17 protein-coding genes are annotated in these 18853 nt (G+C 72.8%); 8 read left to right on the top strand and 9 right to left on the bottom strand.

Features of this window, described 5'->3' with window-relative positions:
• Nucleotides 1–89: 89 nt before the first annotated feature.
• Complete coding sequence (locus DEJ43_RS21200; RefSeq protein ID WP_015035433.1) at nt 90–1016, top strand: cyclase family protein; 927 nt, start codon at nt 90–92, stop codon at nt 1014–1016.
• Between the two features lie 211 nt (nt 1017–1227).
• On the opposite strand, the gene DEJ43_RS21195 is transcribed toward DEJ43_RS21200, so the two are convergent.
• The 4 genes from DEJ43_RS21195 to DEJ43_RS21175 all read right to left on the bottom strand — a co-directional run bounded on the left by DEJ43_RS21195 (nt 1228) and on the right by DEJ43_RS21175 (nt 5269).
• On the bottom strand, nt 1228–1671 hold the full coding sequence (locus DEJ43_RS21195) for an ATP-binding protein (RefSeq protein ID WP_015035432.1): 444 nt from the start codon (nt 1669–1671) through the stop codon (nt 1228–1230).
• Between the two features lie 400 nt (nt 1672–2071).
• On the bottom strand, nt 2072–2935 hold the full coding sequence (locus tag DEJ43_RS21185) for an acyl-CoA dehydrogenase family protein (protein WP_015035431.1): 864 nt from the start codon (nt 2933–2935) through the stop codon (nt 2072–2074).
• Between the two features lie 7 nt (nt 2936–2942).
• Nucleotides 2943–4079, bottom strand: coding sequence for an acyl-CoA dehydrogenase (locus DEJ43_RS21180; protein ID WP_015035430.1), 1137 nt, complete (start codon nt 4077–4079; stop codon nt 2943–2945).
• On the bottom strand, nt 4079–5269 hold the full coding sequence (locus DEJ43_RS21175; RefSeq protein WP_015035429.1) for an amidohydrolase family protein: 1191 nt from the start codon (nt 5267–5269) through the stop codon (nt 4079–4081). Before DEJ43_RS21175 ends, DEJ43_RS21180 begins: the two co-directional genes overlap by 1 nt.
• 149 nt (nt 5270–5418) lie before the next feature.
• Between DEJ43_RS21175 and DEJ43_RS21170 the strand changes: the two genes are divergently transcribed.
• Nucleotides 5419–6933 (top strand): class I adenylate-forming enzyme family protein, encoded by a 1515-nt coding sequence (locus DEJ43_RS21170; protein ID WP_015035428.1) that lies wholly within the window; start codon nt 5419–5421, stop codon nt 6931–6933.
• Here the strand turns inward: DEJ43_RS21170 and DEJ43_RS21165 are convergent.
• Nucleotides 6905–7321 (bottom strand): STAS domain-containing protein, encoded by a 417-nt coding sequence (locus DEJ43_RS21165; RefSeq protein WP_051026130.1) that lies wholly within the window; start codon nt 7319–7321, stop codon nt 6905–6907. The two genes, DEJ43_RS21170 and DEJ43_RS21165, sit on opposite strands and share 29 nt — an antisense overlap.
• A gap of 179 nt (nt 7322–7500) precedes the next feature.
• Here DEJ43_RS21165 and DEJ43_RS21160 point away from each other — a divergent pair, with 179 nt between their 5' ends.
• On the top strand, nt 7501–8079 hold the full coding sequence (locus DEJ43_RS21160) for a sigma-70 family RNA polymerase sigma factor (protein ID WP_015035426.1): 579 nt from the start codon (nt 7501–7503) through the stop codon (nt 8077–8079).
• The gene (locus DEJ43_RS21155; RefSeq protein WP_015035425.1) at nt 8076–9359 is read left to right on the top strand and encodes a DinB family protein; all 1284 of its coding nucleotides are present in this window, start codon (nt 8076–8078) and stop codon (nt 9357–9359) included. Before DEJ43_RS21160 ends, DEJ43_RS21155 begins: the two co-directional genes overlap by 4 nt.
• Nucleotides 9360–9404: 45 nt before the next feature.
• Here DEJ43_RS21155 and purU read toward each other — a convergent pair whose 3' ends face one another.
• Together purU and DEJ43_RS21145 are read right to left on the bottom strand one after the other, a co-directional pair.
• On the bottom strand, nt 9405–10256 hold the full coding sequence (gene purU, locus DEJ43_RS21150) for a formyltetrahydrofolate deformylase (RefSeq protein WP_015035424.1): 852 nt from the start codon (nt 10254–10256) through the stop codon (nt 9405–9407).
• A gap of 46 nt (nt 10257–10302) precedes the next feature.
• Nucleotides 10303–10749, bottom strand: coding sequence for an SCO4402 family protein (locus DEJ43_RS21145; RefSeq protein ID WP_015035423.1), 447 nt, complete (start codon nt 10747–10749; stop codon nt 10303–10305).
• 192 nt (nt 10750–10941) lie between these two features.
• On the opposite strand from DEJ43_RS21145, the gene DEJ43_RS21140 reads away from it, so the two are divergent.
• A complete protein-coding gene (locus DEJ43_RS21140) occupies nt 10942–12279 on the top strand; it encodes an ABC transporter substrate-binding protein (protein WP_041664110.1) in 1338 nt (445 codons plus the stop codon).
• A 25-nt stretch (nt 12280–12304) separates the two neighbouring features.
• Here DEJ43_RS21140 and DEJ43_RS21135 read toward each other — a convergent pair whose 3' ends face one another.
• Nucleotides 12305–13855 carry a hypothetical protein gene (locus DEJ43_RS21135; protein WP_015035421.1) on the bottom strand — a complete coding sequence of 517 codons (1551 nt, stop codon included), beginning with the start codon at nt 13853–13855 and terminating at the stop codon, nt 12305–12307.
• Nucleotides 13856–13978: 123 nt separating this feature from the next.
• Complete coding sequence (locus tag DEJ43_RS21130) at nt 13979–15361, bottom strand: NsdA family TPR-like regulatory protein (protein WP_041662754.1); 1383 nt, start codon at nt 15359–15361, stop codon at nt 13979–13981.
• Between the two features lie 258 nt (nt 15362–15619).
• Here DEJ43_RS21130 and DEJ43_RS21125 point away from each other — a divergent pair, with 258 nt between their 5' ends.
• The 3 genes from DEJ43_RS21125 (at nt 15620) to DEJ43_RS21115 (ending at nt 18853) form a co-directional block, all read left to right on the top strand.
• Entirely contained in the window at nt 15620–16306 is a 687-nt protein-coding gene (locus tag DEJ43_RS21125; RefSeq protein WP_041662753.1) for a bifunctional DNA primase/polymerase, read from the top strand.
• A gap of 73 nt (nt 16307–16379) precedes the next feature.
• Nucleotides 16380–17225, top strand: a complete 846-nt coding sequence (locus tag DEJ43_RS21120) for an ABC transporter ATP-binding protein (protein ID WP_015035418.1) — start codon at nt 16380–16382, stop codon at nt 17223–17225.
• Nucleotides 17222–18853, top strand: coding sequence for a hypothetical protein (locus tag DEJ43_RS21115; protein ID WP_015035417.1), 1632 nt, complete (start codon nt 17222–17224; stop codon nt 18851–18853). The genes DEJ43_RS21120 and DEJ43_RS21115 overlap by 4 nt, the downstream gene beginning before the upstream one ends.

Raw genomic sequence — 18853 nt, 5'->3', positions numbered from 1 at the left:
CCGCACTTTCTGACGGTCCGTTAGATTCATTCGTCGTCAGGATTCTACGGTCCGTCAGATACCGGAAAACAAGACCCCGGAGGCCCCGGATGTCTCTGCCCGCCGCATTCCACGAGATCGCCAAGCGCGTCAACAACTGGGGCCGTTGGGGCCAGGACGACGAGATCGGCACCCTGAACCTCGTCACGGACGAGGTGGTACGGGAGGCCGTCGCCACCGTCCGCACCGGCCGTCGCGTCCCGCTCGCCGTCGACCTCAAGCAGGACGGCGTCCAGACCGGCATGATCCCCGGCCGGGTCAACCCGCTGCACGTCATGGTCCAGGTCAACCAGGAGCTCTTCGGCCCGGGCACGGTCGCCACCAGCGACGACGCCGTGACCCTCGGCCTACAGGCCGGCACGCACTGGGACGCCCTGACGCACGCCTCCCATTCGGGCCGCATCTACAACGGCCGCCCGGCCGCCACCATCACCCCGCACGGCCGTTCCGAGTTCAGCGGCATCCACACGGCCCGGCACGTCGTCAGCCGTGGGGTACTGCTCGACGTGGCCGCCGCCAAGGGACTCGACCGGCTGCCCGGCGACCACGCCGTCACCCCCGAGGACCTCGACGAGGCCGCCGACTTCGCCGGTGTGACGGTCCGTTCCGGCGACGTCGTGCTCGTACGGACGGGGCAGATCCAGCTGTACCTGGCGGGCGACCGGCACGGGTACGCTTTTCCGTCCCCCGGGCTCTCGGTCCGCACCCCGGAGTGGTTCCACGCCCGGGACGTCGCGGCCGTCGCCAACGACACCCTCACCTTCGAGATCTTCCCGCCGGAGATCGAGGACCTGTGGCTGCCGGTGCACGCCCTCGACCTGGTCGAGATGGGCATGCTCCAGGGGCAGAACTGGAATCTGGAAGCTCTGTCCACAGCCTGTGCACAAGAGCGGCGCCATGCGTTCCTGCTCTCGGCGATGCCCGAGCCGTTCGTCGGCGGCACGGGCACGCCCGTGGCACCGGTGGCCGTCCTCTGAGCCTCGTCCGCCCGCTGGTTCACGGGTGGTGGCGCGCTCGCGCGCGCCGGGCGCATGGGGGTCCCCCCGCGCGCGAAGCGCTGCGGGGGGCGCCACCCGGCCACGACCCGCACTCGCCGAGGGCCGTGCCCGGACACGCCGGACCGCGACGGCCCTCGGCTCCCCTCGCCGCGAATCGCTCACCCCAGGGTGGGCAAAACGCCACGAATCGTCAACAGCGCACCCGTCCGGGCGATACGGAGGACTGCGACGGCGACCCGACGGGGGCCGCCCGGTCCACCTCGCACCAGATGCTCTTCCCGGCCCCCTCGGGCTGCCAGCCCCACCGGTCCGCGAGGCCGTCCACCAGCTCCAGGCCGCGCCCGTTGGTGTCGTCGCCCTCCGCGTGCCGGGGCCGCGGCGGGCGGTCGCTCGCGTCCGCCACCTCGACCCGCACCCCGCCCTCGGCCGCGAACAGCATCCGCAGCACGGCCGGACAGCCCGTGTGCACCACGGCGTTGGTCACGAGCTCGGAGATGAGCAGCACCAGCGTCTCGGCCAGCGGCTCGTCATCCCGTATGCCCGAACCGGCGAGCCGCGACCGCGCCCACCTCCGGGCCCGCCCCACCTCTGCCGGGTCCGGCCCGACCTCCAACTGAACCTGAAGCACCTGCACCGCTCACACCATCCGAACCGGCGGACACATCGCCTCGCGCCTCACAGCCATCGACGCCCTTACGGAACGTGATTCCCTTGTGAGACAGCATGGTTGACGTACAGTCACCGCAACAAGCGCTTCGGGCATATTCCAGCGCGAAGGAGTACGTGTAGTCCATACTGTGCGACGCACGCTGCGGGGAGTCGAACAGGAGCGCGCGGGGCGCCTCCTCGGGGCGCGAGCGGCGCGCATTCCCGGGCCCGGAGTCACCTCAGGGGCGACACCGGGACGATCCGGGTCAACGAGCACTCGCATCCCACGGAGCGTACCGGAGGCGGAGGCCGACTCCGGGCCGTGACGGCCCCGCCGAAGGACACAACCCGATATCGACATTCCGTGACCCCAGGGGCGCGCAGAGCTACAGGCCGGCCGCCACCGTCTCCTCCGCCCGCGCGGGCGGCAGCCGCAGTTCGGACCGCACCCAGGCCCGCTTGAGGTGCAGGTGCACGTCCGCCTCCCACGTGAAACCCATGCCGCCGTGCACCTGGAGACAGTCGCGGGCGTTGCCGGTCGCGGCCTCGTCGGCGAGGAGCTTGGCCCCGGCGATCTCGACGGGGTCGGCGGTGAGGGAGGCGGCCCGGACGGCGGCCCGGGCGAGCTCGGTCCGCACCAGCATCCCGGCACAGAGGTGCTTGACGGCCTGGAACCCCCCGATCACCTGCCCGAACTGCTCCCGCTCCCGGGCGTACGAGACCGCCATCTCGGTGGTCCGCCCGGCGCTCCCGACCTGCTCGGCGGCGGTGAGGAGGACCTCGACGCCCGCCTCCGCGCCCCCCTTCGCCGGCACCCGGTGCAGCGGGGTCAGCGGATCCACCGACCGCACGGGTACGGCCCCGCCCGCGGGGCCCACCACCACGTCCGCCGCGTCCAGCCAGGGAACGAGCCCCTCGGACACGGCCGTCACGACCACCGTCCCCTCCGCCGCCCCCGGCACGGACCCCGCCGCCATGTGCGTGGCCACCAGCGGTCCCGGCAGCAGCGCCCGCCCCGCCTCCTCGAACACCAGCACCGCCTCCGGCAGACCGAGCCCCACGCCGCCCTCCTCCTCCGGCAGCCGCAGCGCGAAGAACCCGGCGTCGGCGAGCTCCCGCCACAGTCCCCGGTCCAGCGCACCGCCCGCGTCCACGGCCGCCCGCAGCGCCTCCCGGCCGAAGCGTCCTTCGAGGAGGTCCCGTACGCCCCGGCGCAGTGCCCGCTGGTCCTCGGTGAGTCGGAAGTCCATGGCGGGGTCACCGGCCCTTCGGCAGGCCGAGGATGCGCTCGGCGACGATGTTGCGCTGGATCTGGGAGGTGCCGGCCGCGATCGTGTAGGAGAGCGAGGACAGCCGGTCGAGCGTCCAGTCGCGGCCGAGGTCGAGCGCGTCGGGGCCGAGGACGGCGGCGGCGGCCTCGTACAGCTCCTGCCGGGCGTGCGAGTAGTGGAGCTTGAAGACGGAGCCGCCGGCCCCGGGCACGCCTCCGGTCGCCTGGGCCTCGCTGACGTTGGCCTGGACGAGCCGCCACAGGGCCTGGAACTCGGCGGCGAGCCTGCCGAGGCGGCGGCGCAGGACGGGGTCGTCCCAGCTGCCGTTCTTCCGGGCGGTGCGGGCGAGTTCGCCGAGGAGCCGGCGGCAGGCGACGACCTCGCCGACGAACGCGGTGCCGCGTTCGAAGGAGAGGGTGACCATGGTGACGCGCCAGCCGTCGTTCTCGTCGCCGACCCGGTTCTCGACCGGCACCCGCACCTCGTCGAGGAAGACCTCGGCGAACTCGGTGGAGCCGGCGAGCGTCCGCAGCGGCCGGACGGTGATGCCGGGGGCGTCCATGGGCATCGCGAGCCAGGTGATGCCCCGGTGTTTCGACGGCGCTTCCGGGTCCGTCCGTACCAGCAGTTCGCACCAGTCGGCGACCTCCGCGTGGGAGGTCCAGATCTTCTGCCCGGTGACGACGTACGCGTCCCCGTCCCGGACGGCCTTCGTGCGGAGCGAGGCCAGGTCGGAGCCGGCGCCGGGTTCGCTGAACCCCTGGCACCAGACCTCGTCGCCGCGCAGGACCGGCGGCAGCCAGCGGGCCCGCTGCTCGGGCGTGCCCTCGGCGGCGACGGTCGGTCCGGCGTGCAGGAGTCCGACGAAGTTGGCGCCGACGTAGGGGGCGCCGGCGCGTTCCGTCTCCTCCAGGAAGATGAGCCGCTGGGTCGGGGAGGCGTCCCAGTGCACGTCGGCGTATCCGGCGTCGTACAGCCTGCGCTGCCAGCCGCAGTCGTAGGCGCGCCTGGCGGGCCAGTCGAGCGGGTCGGGTCGGGGCGGCAGGCCGGGGAGTTCCCGGCTGAGCCACGCGCGCAGCCGGGCCCGGAACTCCTCCTCCTCGTCCGTGCAGGAGAGGTCCATCAGACGATGCCCAGGTCCAGCATGCGGATGGCGTTGCCGCGCATGAGCTTGTAGACCGTCTCGTCGTCGAGGCCCCGGACGTGGTCGAGGGCGACTTCCTTGGTGTGCGGGAAGGTGGAGTCGACGTGCGGGTAGTCGGTCTCGAAGGTGGCGTTGTCCCGCCCCACCACGTCCAGGGACGCGATGCCGTGCTTGTCGCGGAAGAAGCAGCAGAAGATCTGCCGGTAGTAGTACGTGGACGGCGGCTCGGGGATGAGGTCGCGGACGCCGCCCCAGGCGCGGTGCTCCTCCCAGACGTCGTCGGCGCGTTCGAGGGCGTAGGGGATCCAGCCCATCTGGCCTTCGCTGTAGGCGAGCTTGAGCGCGGGGAACTTGACGAGGACGCCGCTGAAGAGGAAGTCCATCATCGAGGCCATGGCGTTGTTGAAGCTGAGGGAGGCCTGGACGGCGGGCGGGGCGTCGGGGGAGGCGGCGGGCATCTGGGAGCTGGACCCGATGTGCATGTTGACGACCGTGCCGGTCTCCTGGCAGACGGCGAAGAACGGGTCCCAGTAGCCGGAGTGGATCGACGGCAGGCCGAGATGGGTGGGGATCTCGGAGAAGGTGACGGCCTTGACGCCGCGGGCGGCGTTGCGCCGGATCTCGGCGACCGCGAGGTCGATGTCCCACAGGGGGATGATGCAGAGTGGAATGAGCCGCCCGCCGCTGTCCCCGCACCATTCCTCGACCATCCAGTCGTTGTAGGCGCGGACGCAGGCGAGGGCGACCTCCTTGTCGTGGGCCTCGGCGAAGGTCTGGCCGCAGAAGCGGGGGAAGGTGGGGAAGCAGAGGGAGGCCTCGACGTGGTTGAGGTCCATGTCGGCGAGCCGGGCCTTGGGGTCCCAGCAGCCGCGCCGCATCTCCTCGCGGGTGATGCCCTCCAGGGTCATGTCGTCGCGGTCGAAGCCGACGGCGGCGATGTTGCGCTTGTACGGGAACTTGAGGTCCTCGTAGATCCACCAGTCGGTGGGCGGTCCCTGGGGGTCCATCGTGATCTGGTACTTGCCGGCGACGTAGGCGAGCTCCCCGATGCCGGCGGTGAGGGGCTGGGGTCCGCGGTCCCGGTACTTCTTCGGGAGCCAGGTCTCGAAGAGGTGGGCGGGTTCGATCACGTGGTCGTCGACGCTGATGATGCGGGGCAGTTCCGTCATGACCCCTCCATGGTTCCGATGGCATTTTCTGATGGACCGTCAGATACGGGCTCCGCATCAGGCTAGCCGCGCACCCCTGGACCGACAAGCGGCGGGCCTCTACGCTCACCGGACTATCTGACGGAACGTCAGCCAGGAGGAGTACGGGCATGGACCAGACCCCACACGCCCTGAGCGAGGCCCGCACGCTCTGGGAGCTCGTCGAACGCCGCGCCGCCCTCACCCCCGACCGGCCCGTCCTCCTCCAGGAGGACCGCGTCCTCACCTTCGAGGGCCTGCGCGAGCGCGCCGAGCGCTGCGCCGCCGGGCTGTACGCCAAGGGCGTGCGCCCCGGCACCGTCGTCGCCTGGCAGCTGCCCACCCGCATCGAGACGGCCGTGCTCTCCTTCGCGCTCGCCCGCATCGGAGCCGTACAGACCCCCGTGATCCCCTTCTACCGGGACAAGGAGGTCGGCTTCGCCCTGCGCGAGTCCAAGGCCGAGTTCTTCGCCGTCCCCGGAATTTGGCGTGGATTCGACCATGCGGAGATGGCCCGGCGGCTCGGCGCCCACGGCATATTCGAGGCATACGACCCCGAATCGCTCCCCGACGGCGACCCGGCGGTGCTCCCCCCGCCGCCCTCCTCGGGGACCGACGTCCGCTGGATCTACTGGACCTCCGGCACGACCTCCGACCCCAAGGGCGTCCTGCACACCGACCGCTCACTGCTCGCGGGCGGCTCCTGCCTCGCCCACGCGCTGCGGCTCACCTCGTCCGACGTCGGCTCGATGGCCTTCCCGTACGCGCACATCGCCGGACCCGACTACACGGTGATGCTGCTCCTGTACGGCTTCCCGGCCGTGATGTTCGAACAGTTCGCGCTGCCCGAGGCCCTCGCCGAGTACCGGCGGCACGGCGTCACGGTGGCCGGCGGCTCCACGGCCTTCTACGCGATGTTCCTCGCCGAGCAGCGCAAACAGCCGGGCGAACCCGTCATCCCCACCCTGCGGCTCCTGGCCGGCGGCGGGGCGCCGAAGCCGCCCGAGATCTACCACGCCGTCCGGAAGGAACTGGGCTGCCAGCTCACCCACGGGTACGGCATGACCGAGGTCCCCATGATCACCATGGGCGACCCCGACGACACCCCCGAGAACCTCGCGACCACCGAGGGCCGGCCGCCGGAGGGCATGGAGATCCGGATCACGGACAGCGGGGAGGTACGGCTGCGCGGCGCGGCCGTCTGCCGGGGCTATCTCGACCCGGCGCAGACGGCCGCCGCCTTCGACGAGGACGGCTTCCTCATCACCGGCGACGTCGGACACCTGACCCCGAGCGGCCATCTCGTCCTGACCGGCCGCATCAAGGACATCATCATCCGGAAGGGAGAGAACATCTCGGCCAAGGAGATCGAGGACCTCCTCCACCGGCACCCGGACGTCGGCGACGCCGCCGTCATCGGCCTCCCGGACGCCGAGCGCGGCGAGCGCGTCTGCGCCGTCGTCGAACAGCCCCCGGGGGCCGCCCCGCTGACCCTGCCCGCGGTGACGGCCTTCCTGCGCGCGGCCGGCCTGTCGGTCCACAAGCTGCCGGAGCAGCTGGAGGTGGTGGCGGCGCTCCCCCGCAACGAGACGCTGCGGAAGGTGCTGAAGTACCAGCTCAGGGAGCGATTCGGTCCGGTGGGCTGAGGCCGGCGGCGGTGCGGGCCTGGCGGGGCACGCTCGCCTCCGTGAGCGCCGTCGGCACGTCCACGTACACCTCGAAGAGGCGCCGCACCCCGAGTGCGGCGAGCACCCGGCCGACGTGCCCCGTGCCGTCGTCGTCCTCCGGGAGGATCAGGCGCAGCCGGCCTCCGCAGGAGCGGAGCAGCCGGCGGGCCGCGATCAGCACCCCGACGCCGCTGGAATCGCAGAACCGGACGGCGGACAGGTCGATCACCAGGTCGTGGCGGCCGCCCGCCACGGCGTCGTGGACACGGCGGCGTATCCGGGGGGAGGTGACCAGGTCCATCTCGCCCCGCACGAGGAACACCGTCCAGGATCCGTACTCGTTCTCGTCGACCTCGATCGTCGTCACGGTCGCCGCCTGCCCCACCGGGGCGGGGCGAAACCCCTGGATCCGAGGATGACGCTTTCCTTACCATCCGTTGCTGCGTCAAGAGCGCACTTGCGGCAAACCGGCGTGCGTTGTCGGAGCGGCGCATTACTTTGGAGAAGAGACGGAGAGCCGCCGCAGCCGGGAGGGGCGAGGGTCGGATGGCGATGGACACCCCACCGCGCTGGGACCGCAGGATGCAGCAGCGGCTGGCGCGCGGCGAGGCCGCCGCGCTCGGCGAGCTGTACGACCGGTTCGCCGCGCTGGTGCACAACCTCGCCCACCGGGTCCTCGACGACGACGACGCGGCCGACCAGATCACCCGCGAGGTCTTCGGCTACATCTGGGAGAACCCCGACGCCTACGACCCCAAGCAGGGGAACCTGCGCTCGTGGGTGGCGAAGCTGACGCAGCGGCAGGCCGTCCACCGGCTGCGGCAGGCCGAGGCCACGGCGTACGCGGAGACCGGCCGGGGCTCCGCGGAGGAGCTGGAGCAGAAGGTGCGGCGGGCGTCCGTCGCCGCCCGCGCGGACTACATCGTGACGTCCATGCCGACCCCGCTCAGGGCCGCGCTCGAACTGGCGTACTTCCAGCGGCGGGACTACCGTCAGACCGCCGCCGACCTCGGCGTCACCGAGGACGAGGCCCGGCGGCGCCTCCGGCTCGGACTCCAGCTGCTCTCCTCGGCGAACCGGACCTCCGACGGCGCGGGACCCCCCGGCTACGGACGGGCCCTGTGACCGGGGCGAACGGCGACGACGGGGACGACGTCGCACGCGCCCCGTGGATACCCGGACCGCGCAGGTCGGCCGACGACCACGCGGACCTGACGGCCGACCTGACGGCGGCATCGGCGGCGGACCGGGGCGAGGAGCCCGAGGAGGAGAAGTCCGGGGTGGAACCCGAGCCCGAGGTGCCCGTCCTCACCCACGGGGTGCTCAAGTCCCTGCTCGGGGCCTGGGCGCTTTCGGCGTGCTCGACCGGCGAGACACGGGCCGTCGAGGACCACCTGACGGCCTGCGCGCCCTGCGCCGACGAGGCGCTGCGGCTGCGGGACGCGGTGGCGCTGCTGCACGAGGACCGCGACCTGGACCTCGACCCGCTGCTGCGGTCCCGGGTCCTGGAGAACTGCCTCGGGCGGCGCCCGGCCCGCATCCCGGTGCCGGACTGGGTCACGCCGTACGACGCGGAGACCGCGCGGCTCGACGCGCTGCTCCGGGACATCGGCGAGTCCGAGTGGCACGCGCCGGTCCGGCTCAAGTGGTACGAGGAGGACCGGATCGTGCGCCGGAAGGCGACGGTCGCGGCGGTCATCGGCCATCTGTTCGCCGTGGACGGCCTGGTGTCGACGGCGCTCGGCCTGGACGACCCGCTGGGGCACGGCACGCCGGAGCTGTCCCCGACGGAGCGCACGGAGGCGTTCTGGACGGGGCTCGACCGGCCGCCGAACCGCGCGGTCCGCGGCCCCTGGCGGGAGCAGAGCCACACCCTGATCCGTACCGTCTCGTTCGCCGGCCGGGGCGTGGCGGACCTGACCGTCACCTACAAGGACTTCGCGCTGCCGCTGCGGGACTCGCTCCTTGAGCGGGCCTTCGAGTGCTGGCTGCACGCGGACGACATCGCGAACGCGGTGGCCTATCCGTACGCCCCGCCGAGCGGGGCTCATCTGCACGGCATGATCGACCTGGCGGCCCGGCTGCTTCCGGCGGCCCTGGCGAACCGCCGCCGCACGGGCCTCGCGGCCCCGGCCCGCGAGCTGGTCACGGCGGGCACGCCGGGCCGCTCGCTCCACCTGGAGGTGGAGGGCGCGGGCGGCGGCCACTGGTACATCGCGCTCGACTCCCCGGCGGCGGTCGGCTCACCGGACCGGGCGGTGGCGCAGGTGGCGATGGACGGGGTCGAGTTCTGCCAGCTCCTGGCGGGCCACATCTCGCCGCAGGAGGCGGCGGCGGGCCAGGACGGCGACCGCGAGGCGATCAGGGACGTCCTGTCGGCAGCGGCGTCCCTGAGCCGGCTGTAGCGACGGGCGCGGCCTCCGCCGAAGGCGGAGGCCCGAGACGAGGGGCTACGCGAAGACGACCGTGCGGCGGCCGTTGAGGAGGATGCGGTGTTCCGCGTGCCACTTCACCGCGCGGGCCAGCGCCTGGCACTCCACGTCGCGGCCGATCGCCACCAGCTGGTCCGGCGTCACCTCGTGGCCCACCCGCTCGACCTCCTGCTCGATGATCGGGCCCTCGTCGAGGTCGGCCGTCACGTAGTGGGCGGTCGCGCCGATCAGCTTCACGCCGCGGGCGTGCGCCTGGTGGTAGGGCTTGGCGCCCTTGAAGCTGGGGAGGAAGGAGTGGTGGATGTTGATGATCCGCCCGGAGAGCTGCTTGCAGAGGTCGTCGGAGAGGACCTGCATGTAGCGGGCGAGGACGACCAGCTCGACGTTCTCCTCGCGGACCAGGTCGAGGAGTTCCGCCTCGGCCGCCGCCTTGGTGTCCTTGGTGACCGGAATGTGCCGGAAGGGAATCCCGTACGAGCCGACGAGTTCCTGGAAGTCGGTGTGGTTGGACACCACCGCGACGATCTCGACGGGCAGCGCCCCGATCCGCGAGCGGAACAGCAGGTCGTTCAGGCAGTGGCCGAACTTCGACACCATGAGGACGATCCGCATGCGCTGGTCGGCGCGGTTGATCTGCCAGTCCATCGTGAAGGAGTCGCCGACGGCGGCGAAGCTGGCCCGCAGCTTGTCGACGTTCACCGGGGCCTCGGCCGAGAAGTGGACCCGCATGAAGAAGAGCCCGGTGTCGCGGTCTCCGAACTGCTGGCTGTCCTCGATGTTGCATCCCGTGATGAAGAGGTAGCTCGACACGGCGTGCACGATGCCCTGCTTGTCGGGGCACGAGAGGGTGAGGACGTACTGGTCGGTCATCCCGTCAGCCTGCCATACCCGGGCGGGCCGGGTGACCCACTGTCCGTCAGACGGACCCCGTCATGATGTGCAGCACGTCGAGGGAGCGCGGGGGCGTGTCGGGGTCCTCCCCGTCGGCGAGCGCGAGGCGTACGTGGGCCTCGCGGGCGGCGCGTACGGCCTCGGGCCAGCCGGGGTGCTGGAGGTAGGCGGAGACCGGGGCGTCCGGCCCCACCTGGTGCATGATGCGCAGCACGCGGAGGACGGCGACGTCGACGAGGGCGGCCTCGCCGGTGTCGCGGAAGATCGAGCCGACGTACTTCTCGGCGGACCAGTTGTCGAGCCAGGTGTCCTCGACCAGGCGGTAGACGGCGTCGGTGACGTCGCCGTACCCCTCCAGGCCGGCCAGCCAGGTGGTCTCGTGGAACCCGGGGTCGGAGAGCATGTGCAGCGCCGAGCGCACGTTGCTGCGCCAGCGCCACCACGGCATGTCGTTGAGCGGCATGCCGCCCATGGTGGAGGAGCGACGGCCGCGACGGGAAGAGTTCACCGAACCGGAGACTGGACTGGACACGTTTCGATCGTACGTTCCCTTGTCCGGTCGGCGGAGCCGACCCCTCGCGCCCCCCGTAATTCACCTTGGTGTCACCCTCCGTTGAAGTGTGCTCACTCCCGCGTTACCCGTGAGGCGGAAGTGTGCGTGACCATGACCGGAAGGCGACAGACCTCACTCCTCGCGTACGTCATGACCGCGGCGGCCGGAGCCTCGTTGCTCACCGGTTGCGGCGTGCTCCCTGGAACCACGGGGGGATCCAGGGAGCCCGTCACCGTCATGACGTGGGCGCCCGACCAGACCCGGGCGACCAATATGCCCGGAATGCCCGCCATGGCGCAGGCGTTCGCCCGGTGGGTCAACTCCCAGGGCGGGATCGACGGCCACGAACTGCGCGTCCTCACCTGCAACGAGCACAACACCTCCGCCGGCGCCGCCGCCTGCGCCCGCCGCGCCGTCCGCGAGAACGCGGTCGCCGTCGTCGGCTCGTACAGCCAGAACGGGCGGGCCTTCATGGCCCCGCTCGAGGCCGCCGGCATCCCGTACATCGGCGGCTACGGCATATCGGAGGACGAGTTCACCAGCCCGCTCTCCTACCCGGTCAACGGCGGACAGGCCTCGCTGATCGCCGGTCACGGCATGCAGCTCGCGAGCTCCTGCCGGACCGTCTCCCTGGTCCGGCCGGACACCCTCGCCGGGGACAAGCTCCCCGAGCTCCTCAACTCCGGTCTGCGCAAGGCGAGCCACCGCGGCGCCGTCGACATCCCGGCCGTCGAGGACGCCGCCGAGTACACCGAGCAGGCCGCCCGGGCCCGCGAGAAGGCCGGCGAGAAGAACGGCTGCGTGACCGCCGTCCTCGGCGAGCGGACCCAGACCTTCTTCGACTCCTTCCGCCGCCTCCCGGCGCAGGACGGCGACGGGAGCGACGGCACGGACGGCAAGGGCTCCCGCGACGGCAACGGCTCCGGCTCCGCCTCCGACGACGGCTCCGACCAGAAGGGCGCCGTGCGGATCTCGTCCGTCCTCGGCAGCGTCGGCCAGCCCGTGATCGACCGCACCGGCGGCGCCCACAGCCCCTTCGAGGGCGCGTTCGTCACCGGCTGGTACCCGGAGGCCGCCGACAAGAGCTGGGGGCCGATGCGCAAGGTCATCCAGGAGCACGCCTTCGCCGACAACCGGGTCGACCCGGCCGACGCCGGCGTCCAGACCACCTGGATCGCCTACACGGTCCTGAAGAAGGTCGTCGAGTCGCTCGACGCCGACAAGGTCACGGCCGACCGGATCGCCCACGCCCTCGACCGGGGCGAGCGGATCGACACCGGCGGTCTGACGCCCGTGCTGCGCTGGAAGTACGACGACCTGCTCGGCGCCCCCGGCTTCCCCCGGATCGTCAACCACGAGGTGACGTTCCAAGTGGTCAGGAAGGGACAGCTGGTGGCGCAGAAGCCCGGTTTCGTCGATGTCGGCGAGACCGTCCTCAGCGCCCCCTGAGCCGCCCTTCCCCCGCCCGTCCCTCCTACAGCTGGCTGTAGGAGCGCTTCTCCAGGCCGTACTTCTCGGCCGTCGGGTTCCACAGCGAGGCCGCCCGCTTCTTGGAGGTGGTGGCCTCGCCGCTCTTCTTGTTCGCCTCGACCAGGTGGTTGGTCGAGCGGGCCTTGCCACCCTTGCAGGCGTTCTTGGCCTTCATCTGGACGGCCCAGGCGGCGTAGTGGTCGTCCGCGGACGCCGAGGCCTGCCAGGCCTTGGTGAGCTGCGCCGTCAGCGAGGCGTTGTCCGGGATCTTGTCGACCGACAGCGCCTTGAGCTGGGTGACCAGGCCCCGGCGCTGCTCGGCGGCGCCCTTCAGGTCCGCCGCCGCCTTGTCCAGGTTCTTGCACTGCTTGATGGACTCGACCGAGCTGATCACGGTGTCGCGGCTGCTGCTGCTGGTGGCGAGGAGCTTGCTCAGCTCCTGCGCCTGCGGCTCCGCCGGGTCGGCCGGCTTCTCGGTGGGCTCGGTGGCCCCGGTGGCCCCGCCGGACGGCGCGGCGGAGCTCGCCGCCACGTTCTGGCCGCCCTTCTTGGGGTCCTCGTTCTCGTCGCCGCCGCTGAGCAGCGCCCCCGCCCCGAGGCCGACGACCGCGCAGCCGACGACGACGGCGGCGATCAGCCCGACCGGCGACTTGCGGCGCGGGGGCTCCGGCTCGTCGCCGTCGTCGTAGTACGCGTCCTGGTAGGCGTACTGCTGCGGGGGCGCCGGAGGCTGGTGCTGCTGCTGGTAGGGGGCCGGGGCCTGCTGCTGGTACGGGGCCGGGGCGGGCTGCTGGTAGGCCTGCGGGCGCGGCGGCTGCGGGGCCTGGGGCGCCCGCGGGGCCTCCGTCCGGAAGAGGCTGTCGAACTCGGCGGGCGGCTGCCGCTCGCCGGGCTCCTGCGCCGGTACGGGGGCGATGTACTGGGTCGCGTCCGAGGCGCCGGCGGGCCCTGCGCCCGGGGCCTGGAGCGGTCCCGTGCCCAGGAACTGGGTCTGGTTGCCGCCGTCCTGCCGCGGCGGGACGGGAGCGATGTGCTGGGTGGCCTGCATGTCCCCGGCGGCCGGCGGCGGGTACCCGTACCCAGGCTGCGGCCCGGCGGCCGGCGGCATCCCTGCGGCGGCCTGCGGCGGCCCGCCCGGGACCGGCGGCATCGCACCCGGCACCGGCGGCGCGGCGGCCGGCGCCTGCGGCATCCCGGCCGGGGCCTGCGGCGGGTACCCGTATCCCGGCGGCGTCGCGCCCGGGACCGGGGCGATGTGCTGGGTCGCCTGCAGGTCGGCGGCGCCGGGGGCGCCCGGGCCCGGGTAGCCGTAGCCGGGCTGCGGCACAGCGCCCTGCGCCGGGATCGGCGGCAGGTACTGGGTGGACTGCATGTCGGCGGCGCCGCCCGGCGTCGCCTCCGGAGGCAGCGGCTGCGCGGGCGGCAGCGGCTGCCCGCCCGGCGAGGCGCCGGCCGGACCCCAGGCGCCACCGTACGGCTGTGCTCCCCCTGGGGCGTTCTGCGCCGGGGGCACCGCCGGGTACTGCGGCTCCGGACCCTGTCCGTTCTGCGTCACCGGGACTCCTACTGATGGACCTACGGAATCGTCGGCTCACGCTACCGGGTGCGTACGGGCCTCCGCACACACGTGTGAGCCCGGTTACACCACCTTCTCGAACGGTACGGTCCCCACCTGGGACTACGCCGCGTACAGCTCCATGCGCGCCCCGAACTCCCGTACCACCGCCTCTCCCGCGTACGGCTCCAGGCGCTCCCGCAGGTCCTCCAGGTACTCCGCGCCGCGCGACGACCGCAGCGTGCCCAGGAGTTCGAGCGCCCGGGTGCCCGTGCGGCAGGCCTGCTCGACCTCCCGCTGCTGGACCTGCGCCGCGGCGAGCAGGGCGAGGCCGATCGCGCGGCGCCGCGCCCGCGTCTCCGGGTGCCCGGCGATCGACTCCTCGGCCGCCCGGGCCGCCGCCTCCGCCTGCCCCAGATCCCGGTAGCAGTGCGCCAGTTCGTCCGCCAGGTACGCCCGGTCGAAGTGGGCGATCCACGCCGGGTCGTCGCCCGACTCCGGATCGGCCTGTTCCAGGGCGCGTACGGCACGGCCCGCCGCCGTCTCGAAGGCGCTGAGGTCCCCGAGCAGGGCGTGCCCGCGCGCCTCGGCCGCGAGGAACATCGCCTCCGCGCGCGGCGGCACCTTCCCCCGCGCACCCTCCTGCGCCGCCCTCGCCAACTGGGCGATCTCCCGCGGGTTTCCGAGCTGGGCGGCGAGGTGGCTCATCGAGGCGGCGAGCACATAGCCGCCGTAGCCCCGGTCGCCGGCGGCCTGGGCGAGCCGCAGCGCCTGGATGTAGTACCGCTGGGCCAGGCCCGGTTCACCGGTGTCCACCGCCATGTACCCGGCGAGTTCGGTGAGTCGGGCGACCGCCGCGAACAGCTGCCTGCCGACCGCCTCCCGGTACGAACCGGAGAGCATCCCCGAGACCACGCTGTTGAGGTAGTGGACGACCACCGGCCGCACGTGCCCGCTGCCGAACCGCCGGTCGAGGTCGACGAGTGCGGCCGTCATCTCCCGTACGGCCGCCACGTCCGCGACCCCGACCCGGGCGCCCGCCATCCGCGCCACGTGCGCGTCCGGCCCGGTGATCAGCCAGTCCCTGCTGGGCTCGACGAGCGCGGAGGCCGCCACCGTCGACCCGGCGAGGAAGTCCCGGCGCCCCACGTCGCTGCGCCACAGCTCGCAGACCTGCTCGATCGCCCCCGGCACGGTCGGCGCGAACTGGAGCCCCACCCCGGCCGCGAGGTTGCGGCCGTTGGCCATGCCGACCTCGTCGATCGTGACCGTACGGCCCAGCTTGCGGCCCAGGGCCTCGGCGATGATCCCCGGCGCGCGCCCGCGCGGCTGCTGCCCGCGCAGCCAGCGCGCCACCGACGTCTTGTCGTACCGCAGGTCGAGGCCGCGCTCCGAGCCGACCATGTTGACCCTGCGGGCGAGACCGGCGTTGGAACAGCCGGCCTCCTGAATGAGCGCCTGGAGCCGTTCGTTGAGCTGGCGCGGAACGAGTGGCCTGGCTGCCATGTGTACCCCCTGAGGCCGTGCGGTGATCACCGGTGAGGTGATCACTGCCCGGTGAATATCCGGTCAATGCCGATGTGAACACGCGAAACCGGACACGTCGGCCGCGGCTTCGCCACCGGCGCCCCCACCTGTGCGTACCCACCCCCGCTCCCCGGCCCCCCGCGCGCCCCCGCCCGTGCTCCGATGCGCCCCGCGTGCAGGATCGATGCCTCACACCGCCGCACCCCCTGGCCGTAACCCCAGGTGGCGGGGGGAGTTGTGCTCACCGTGGAAGAGACCATCGGAGTCACGGAAGCCGCACAGATCCCCAAGCAGCGAGGCGAGCAGCTGCTGGACAGCGCCGTGCGGTACGCGGAAGAGCGGCACTGGGACGTGTTTCCCGGGACCTGGCTGGAGGCCGTCGAGGGCAGGGAGCGCTGCTCCTGCGGGGCGGACGCGTGCGCCGTGCCCGGCGCCCACGCCGTCAGGCCCGACTGGTCGACCCAGGCGACCGGCAGCGGGGTCGGCGCCCGGCGGATGTGGTCGAAGCAGCCGAAGGCGTCGATCCTGCTGCCGACGGGCCGCACCTTCGACGCGATCGAGGTGCCCGAGTCGGCCGGATTCCTCGCGCTCGCCCGGATGGAGCGGATGGAGCTGACGCTCGGCCCGGTGACCTGCACCCCGGACCGCCGGATGTTCTTCTTCGTACTGCCCGGCGCCGCCGCCAAGGTCCCGGACCTCGTCCGCAAGCTCGGCTGGGTCCCGGCCGCCATCGACCTCACCACCCGCGGCGAAGGCCACTACGTCGCGGCCCCGCCCACCCGCATCGGCGGCTGCGGCGCCGTGCAGTGGGCCCGCCGCCCCACCCCCGCGAACCGCTGGCTCCCTGACGCGGAGGAGCTGATCAGCGCCCTCGCGTACGCCTGTGGCCGGGAAGCGGCGGAGGCACGCGGCCGCGCGCAGTGACCTGGGGCCCGGGCGGGCCCCGCCCTTAGGGTGGGCCCCGTACACACGGGGACGACCTAGGGGTTGACGGAGCATGCCTGACCAGGCATTTGACAGAGAGTTCGACAATGCGGGCGCCGCACCGGGCGACGGTGCGGTGCCCGCCGTGCGTGTCGAGGGTCTGTGGAAACGATTCGGCCAGCAGATCGCGGTGAACGGGATCGACCTGGTCCTGCCCGCGGGCAGGTTCATCGGACTCGTCGGGCCCAACGGAGCGGGCAAGACCACCACGCTCTCGATGATCACCGGCCTGCTCCGCCCGGACCACGGCCGCATCCTCGTCGCCGGGCACGACGTGTGGGCCGACCCCGAGTCGGTCGCCCAGGTCAAGGCCCGCATCGGCATCCTGCCGGAGGGCCTGCGGCTCTTCGAGCGGCTCTCCGGCCGTGAACTCCTCGCGTACACCGGGCGGCTGCGGGGCCTCCCCGGCGCCGAGGTCGACAAGCGGGCCGCGCAGCTCCTCGACGTCCTCGACCTGACCGGCTCGCAGAACAAGCTGGTCGTGGACTACTCGACCGGCATGCGGAAGAAGATCGGGCTCGCGGCGGCGCTGCTGCACAACCCCGAGGTGCTCTTCCTCGACGAGCCCTTCGAGGGCGTCGACCCGGTCTCCGCGCAGACCATCCGGGGCGTCCTGGAGCGGTACACCGCCTCCGGGGCCACCGTCGTCTTCTCCAGCCACGTCATGGAACTGGTCGAGTCGCTCTGCGACTGGGTCGCCGTGATGGCGGCGGGCCAGATCCGCGCGCAGGGCACGCTCGCCGAGGTCCGCGGCCAGGCGCCCTCGCTGCAGGCCGCGTTCCTGGAACTCGTCGGCGCGAACGGGCGCGAGGCCGCCGGCGACTCGCTGGACTGGCTGGGCGGCGGGACCCAGCGATGAGCGCCTCCACCACCACGGCCGGCACCGCCCCCGCGGCCTCGCTCACCTCCGTCTTCGTACGGCTCAAGCTGAGCCTGCTGCGGAACGGACTGCGGCAGTCGGGCGGCCGGACCGCCGCGTACATCCTGTCGATCGTCTTCGGCGCGGTCTTCGCCGCGGCCCTGGTGCTGGCCTTCGCGCTGATGCGGGGCAACGCCGACGCCGACAGCGTCGCGATCCTCCTCACCGGGGTCCTCGCGCTCTCCTGGACGGTGATGCCGCTGTTCATCCCGAGCGGCGACGAGACCCTCGACCCGTCGCGGCTCGTCATGCTGCCGCTGCGGCCCCGGCCGCTGATCCGGGCGCTGCTCGTGGCCTCGCTCGTGGGCATCGGCCCCGTCCTCACCCTGGTCCTGGCGTTCGGCGCGGCCCTGTCCGTCGCGCACGGCGCGGCCGGTGTCGTCGTCGCCGTCCTCGCCGTGCCCCTGGTGACCGTGACGTGCGTGGCCCTGTCCCGGGCCGTGGCCGCCGCCAACGTCCGGCTCCTCACCTCCCGCAAGGGCCGCGACCTGGCGCTGCTCAGCGGCCTGGTCATCGCGGTCGGCATCCAGGTCGTGAACTTCGCCGCCCAGCGCCTCGGCCGGGCCGGCGGACTCGAATCGCTCGAACCGGCGGCGGCCGTCGTCGGCTGGCTGCCGCCGGCCGCCGCGATCGGCGCGGTCGACTCCGCGGCCCGGGGCGACTACGCGGTGGCGGCGGCCCGGCTGCTGCTCACGGCGGCGGCGCTGGTCGCGCTCCTGTACTGGTGGCAGCGGAGCCTGGTGCGGCTGATGGTCGAGCCGGACGGCTCCACGATCGGCGCGGCCTCCGACGCCGGCGTCCGCGACGACGGCGGTACGGGACTGCTCGGCCGGATCCTGCCGGGCGGCCGCACGGGCGCGGTCATGGAGCGCAGCCTGCGGTACATGTGGCGCGACCCGAAGACGAAGGCGAGCGCGGTGACCTCGCTCGCCCTCGGCCTCATCGTGCCGCTCGTCAACGCCCTGCAGGGCACGGGCTCGGTCTACTGGGCGTGCTTCGCCTCCGGCATGCTCGGCATGCTGATGTACAACCAGTTCGGGCAGGACAGCTCGGCGTTCTGGATGGTCGCCCAGACCATCTCGACGACGGCCGACGCGTACGCCGAACTCCGCGCGCGGGCCCAGGCCCTGCTCCTGGTCACCCTCCCGTACGCGGTCTTCGTCACCGTCCTGACGACCGCCGTCCTCGGCGCGTGGTCCCGGCTCCCCGACGCCCTCGGCCTGGCGCTCGGGCTGCTCGGCGCGATGCTGGCGGTCGGCGCGGTGGCCTCGGCCCTCTTCCCGTACTCCATCCCGCAGGACAGCGGCTACAAGAACGTGGCCCCGGGACAGGGCGCCCTGGCCTGGATCTCGATCTTCGGCGGCATGCTCGTGGCCCCGCTGCTGTGCGCCCCGCTGATCGGGGCGACGGTCTACCTCCACCTGTCCGACCAGGAGTCCCTGCTGTGGCTGCTGCTCCCGGCGGGCGCGCTCTACGGCGCGCTCCTCGTCTGGGCGGGCCTCAAGGTGGCGGCGCCGCGGACGGCGGGACGGCTGCCGGAGATCCTGACGGCGGTGAGCAAGGGCTAG

Origin of the sequence: Streptomyces venezuelae ATCC 10712, from assembly GCF_008639165.1 — a bacterium.
In the GTDB taxonomy this organism is placed as follows: Bacteria; Actinomycetota; Actinomycetes; order Streptomycetales; family Streptomycetaceae; genus Streptomyces; species Streptomyces venezuelae.
The sequence above is the reverse complement of the archived record's forward strand: the minus strand, read 5'-3'. Positions and strand labels throughout refer to the sequence as shown.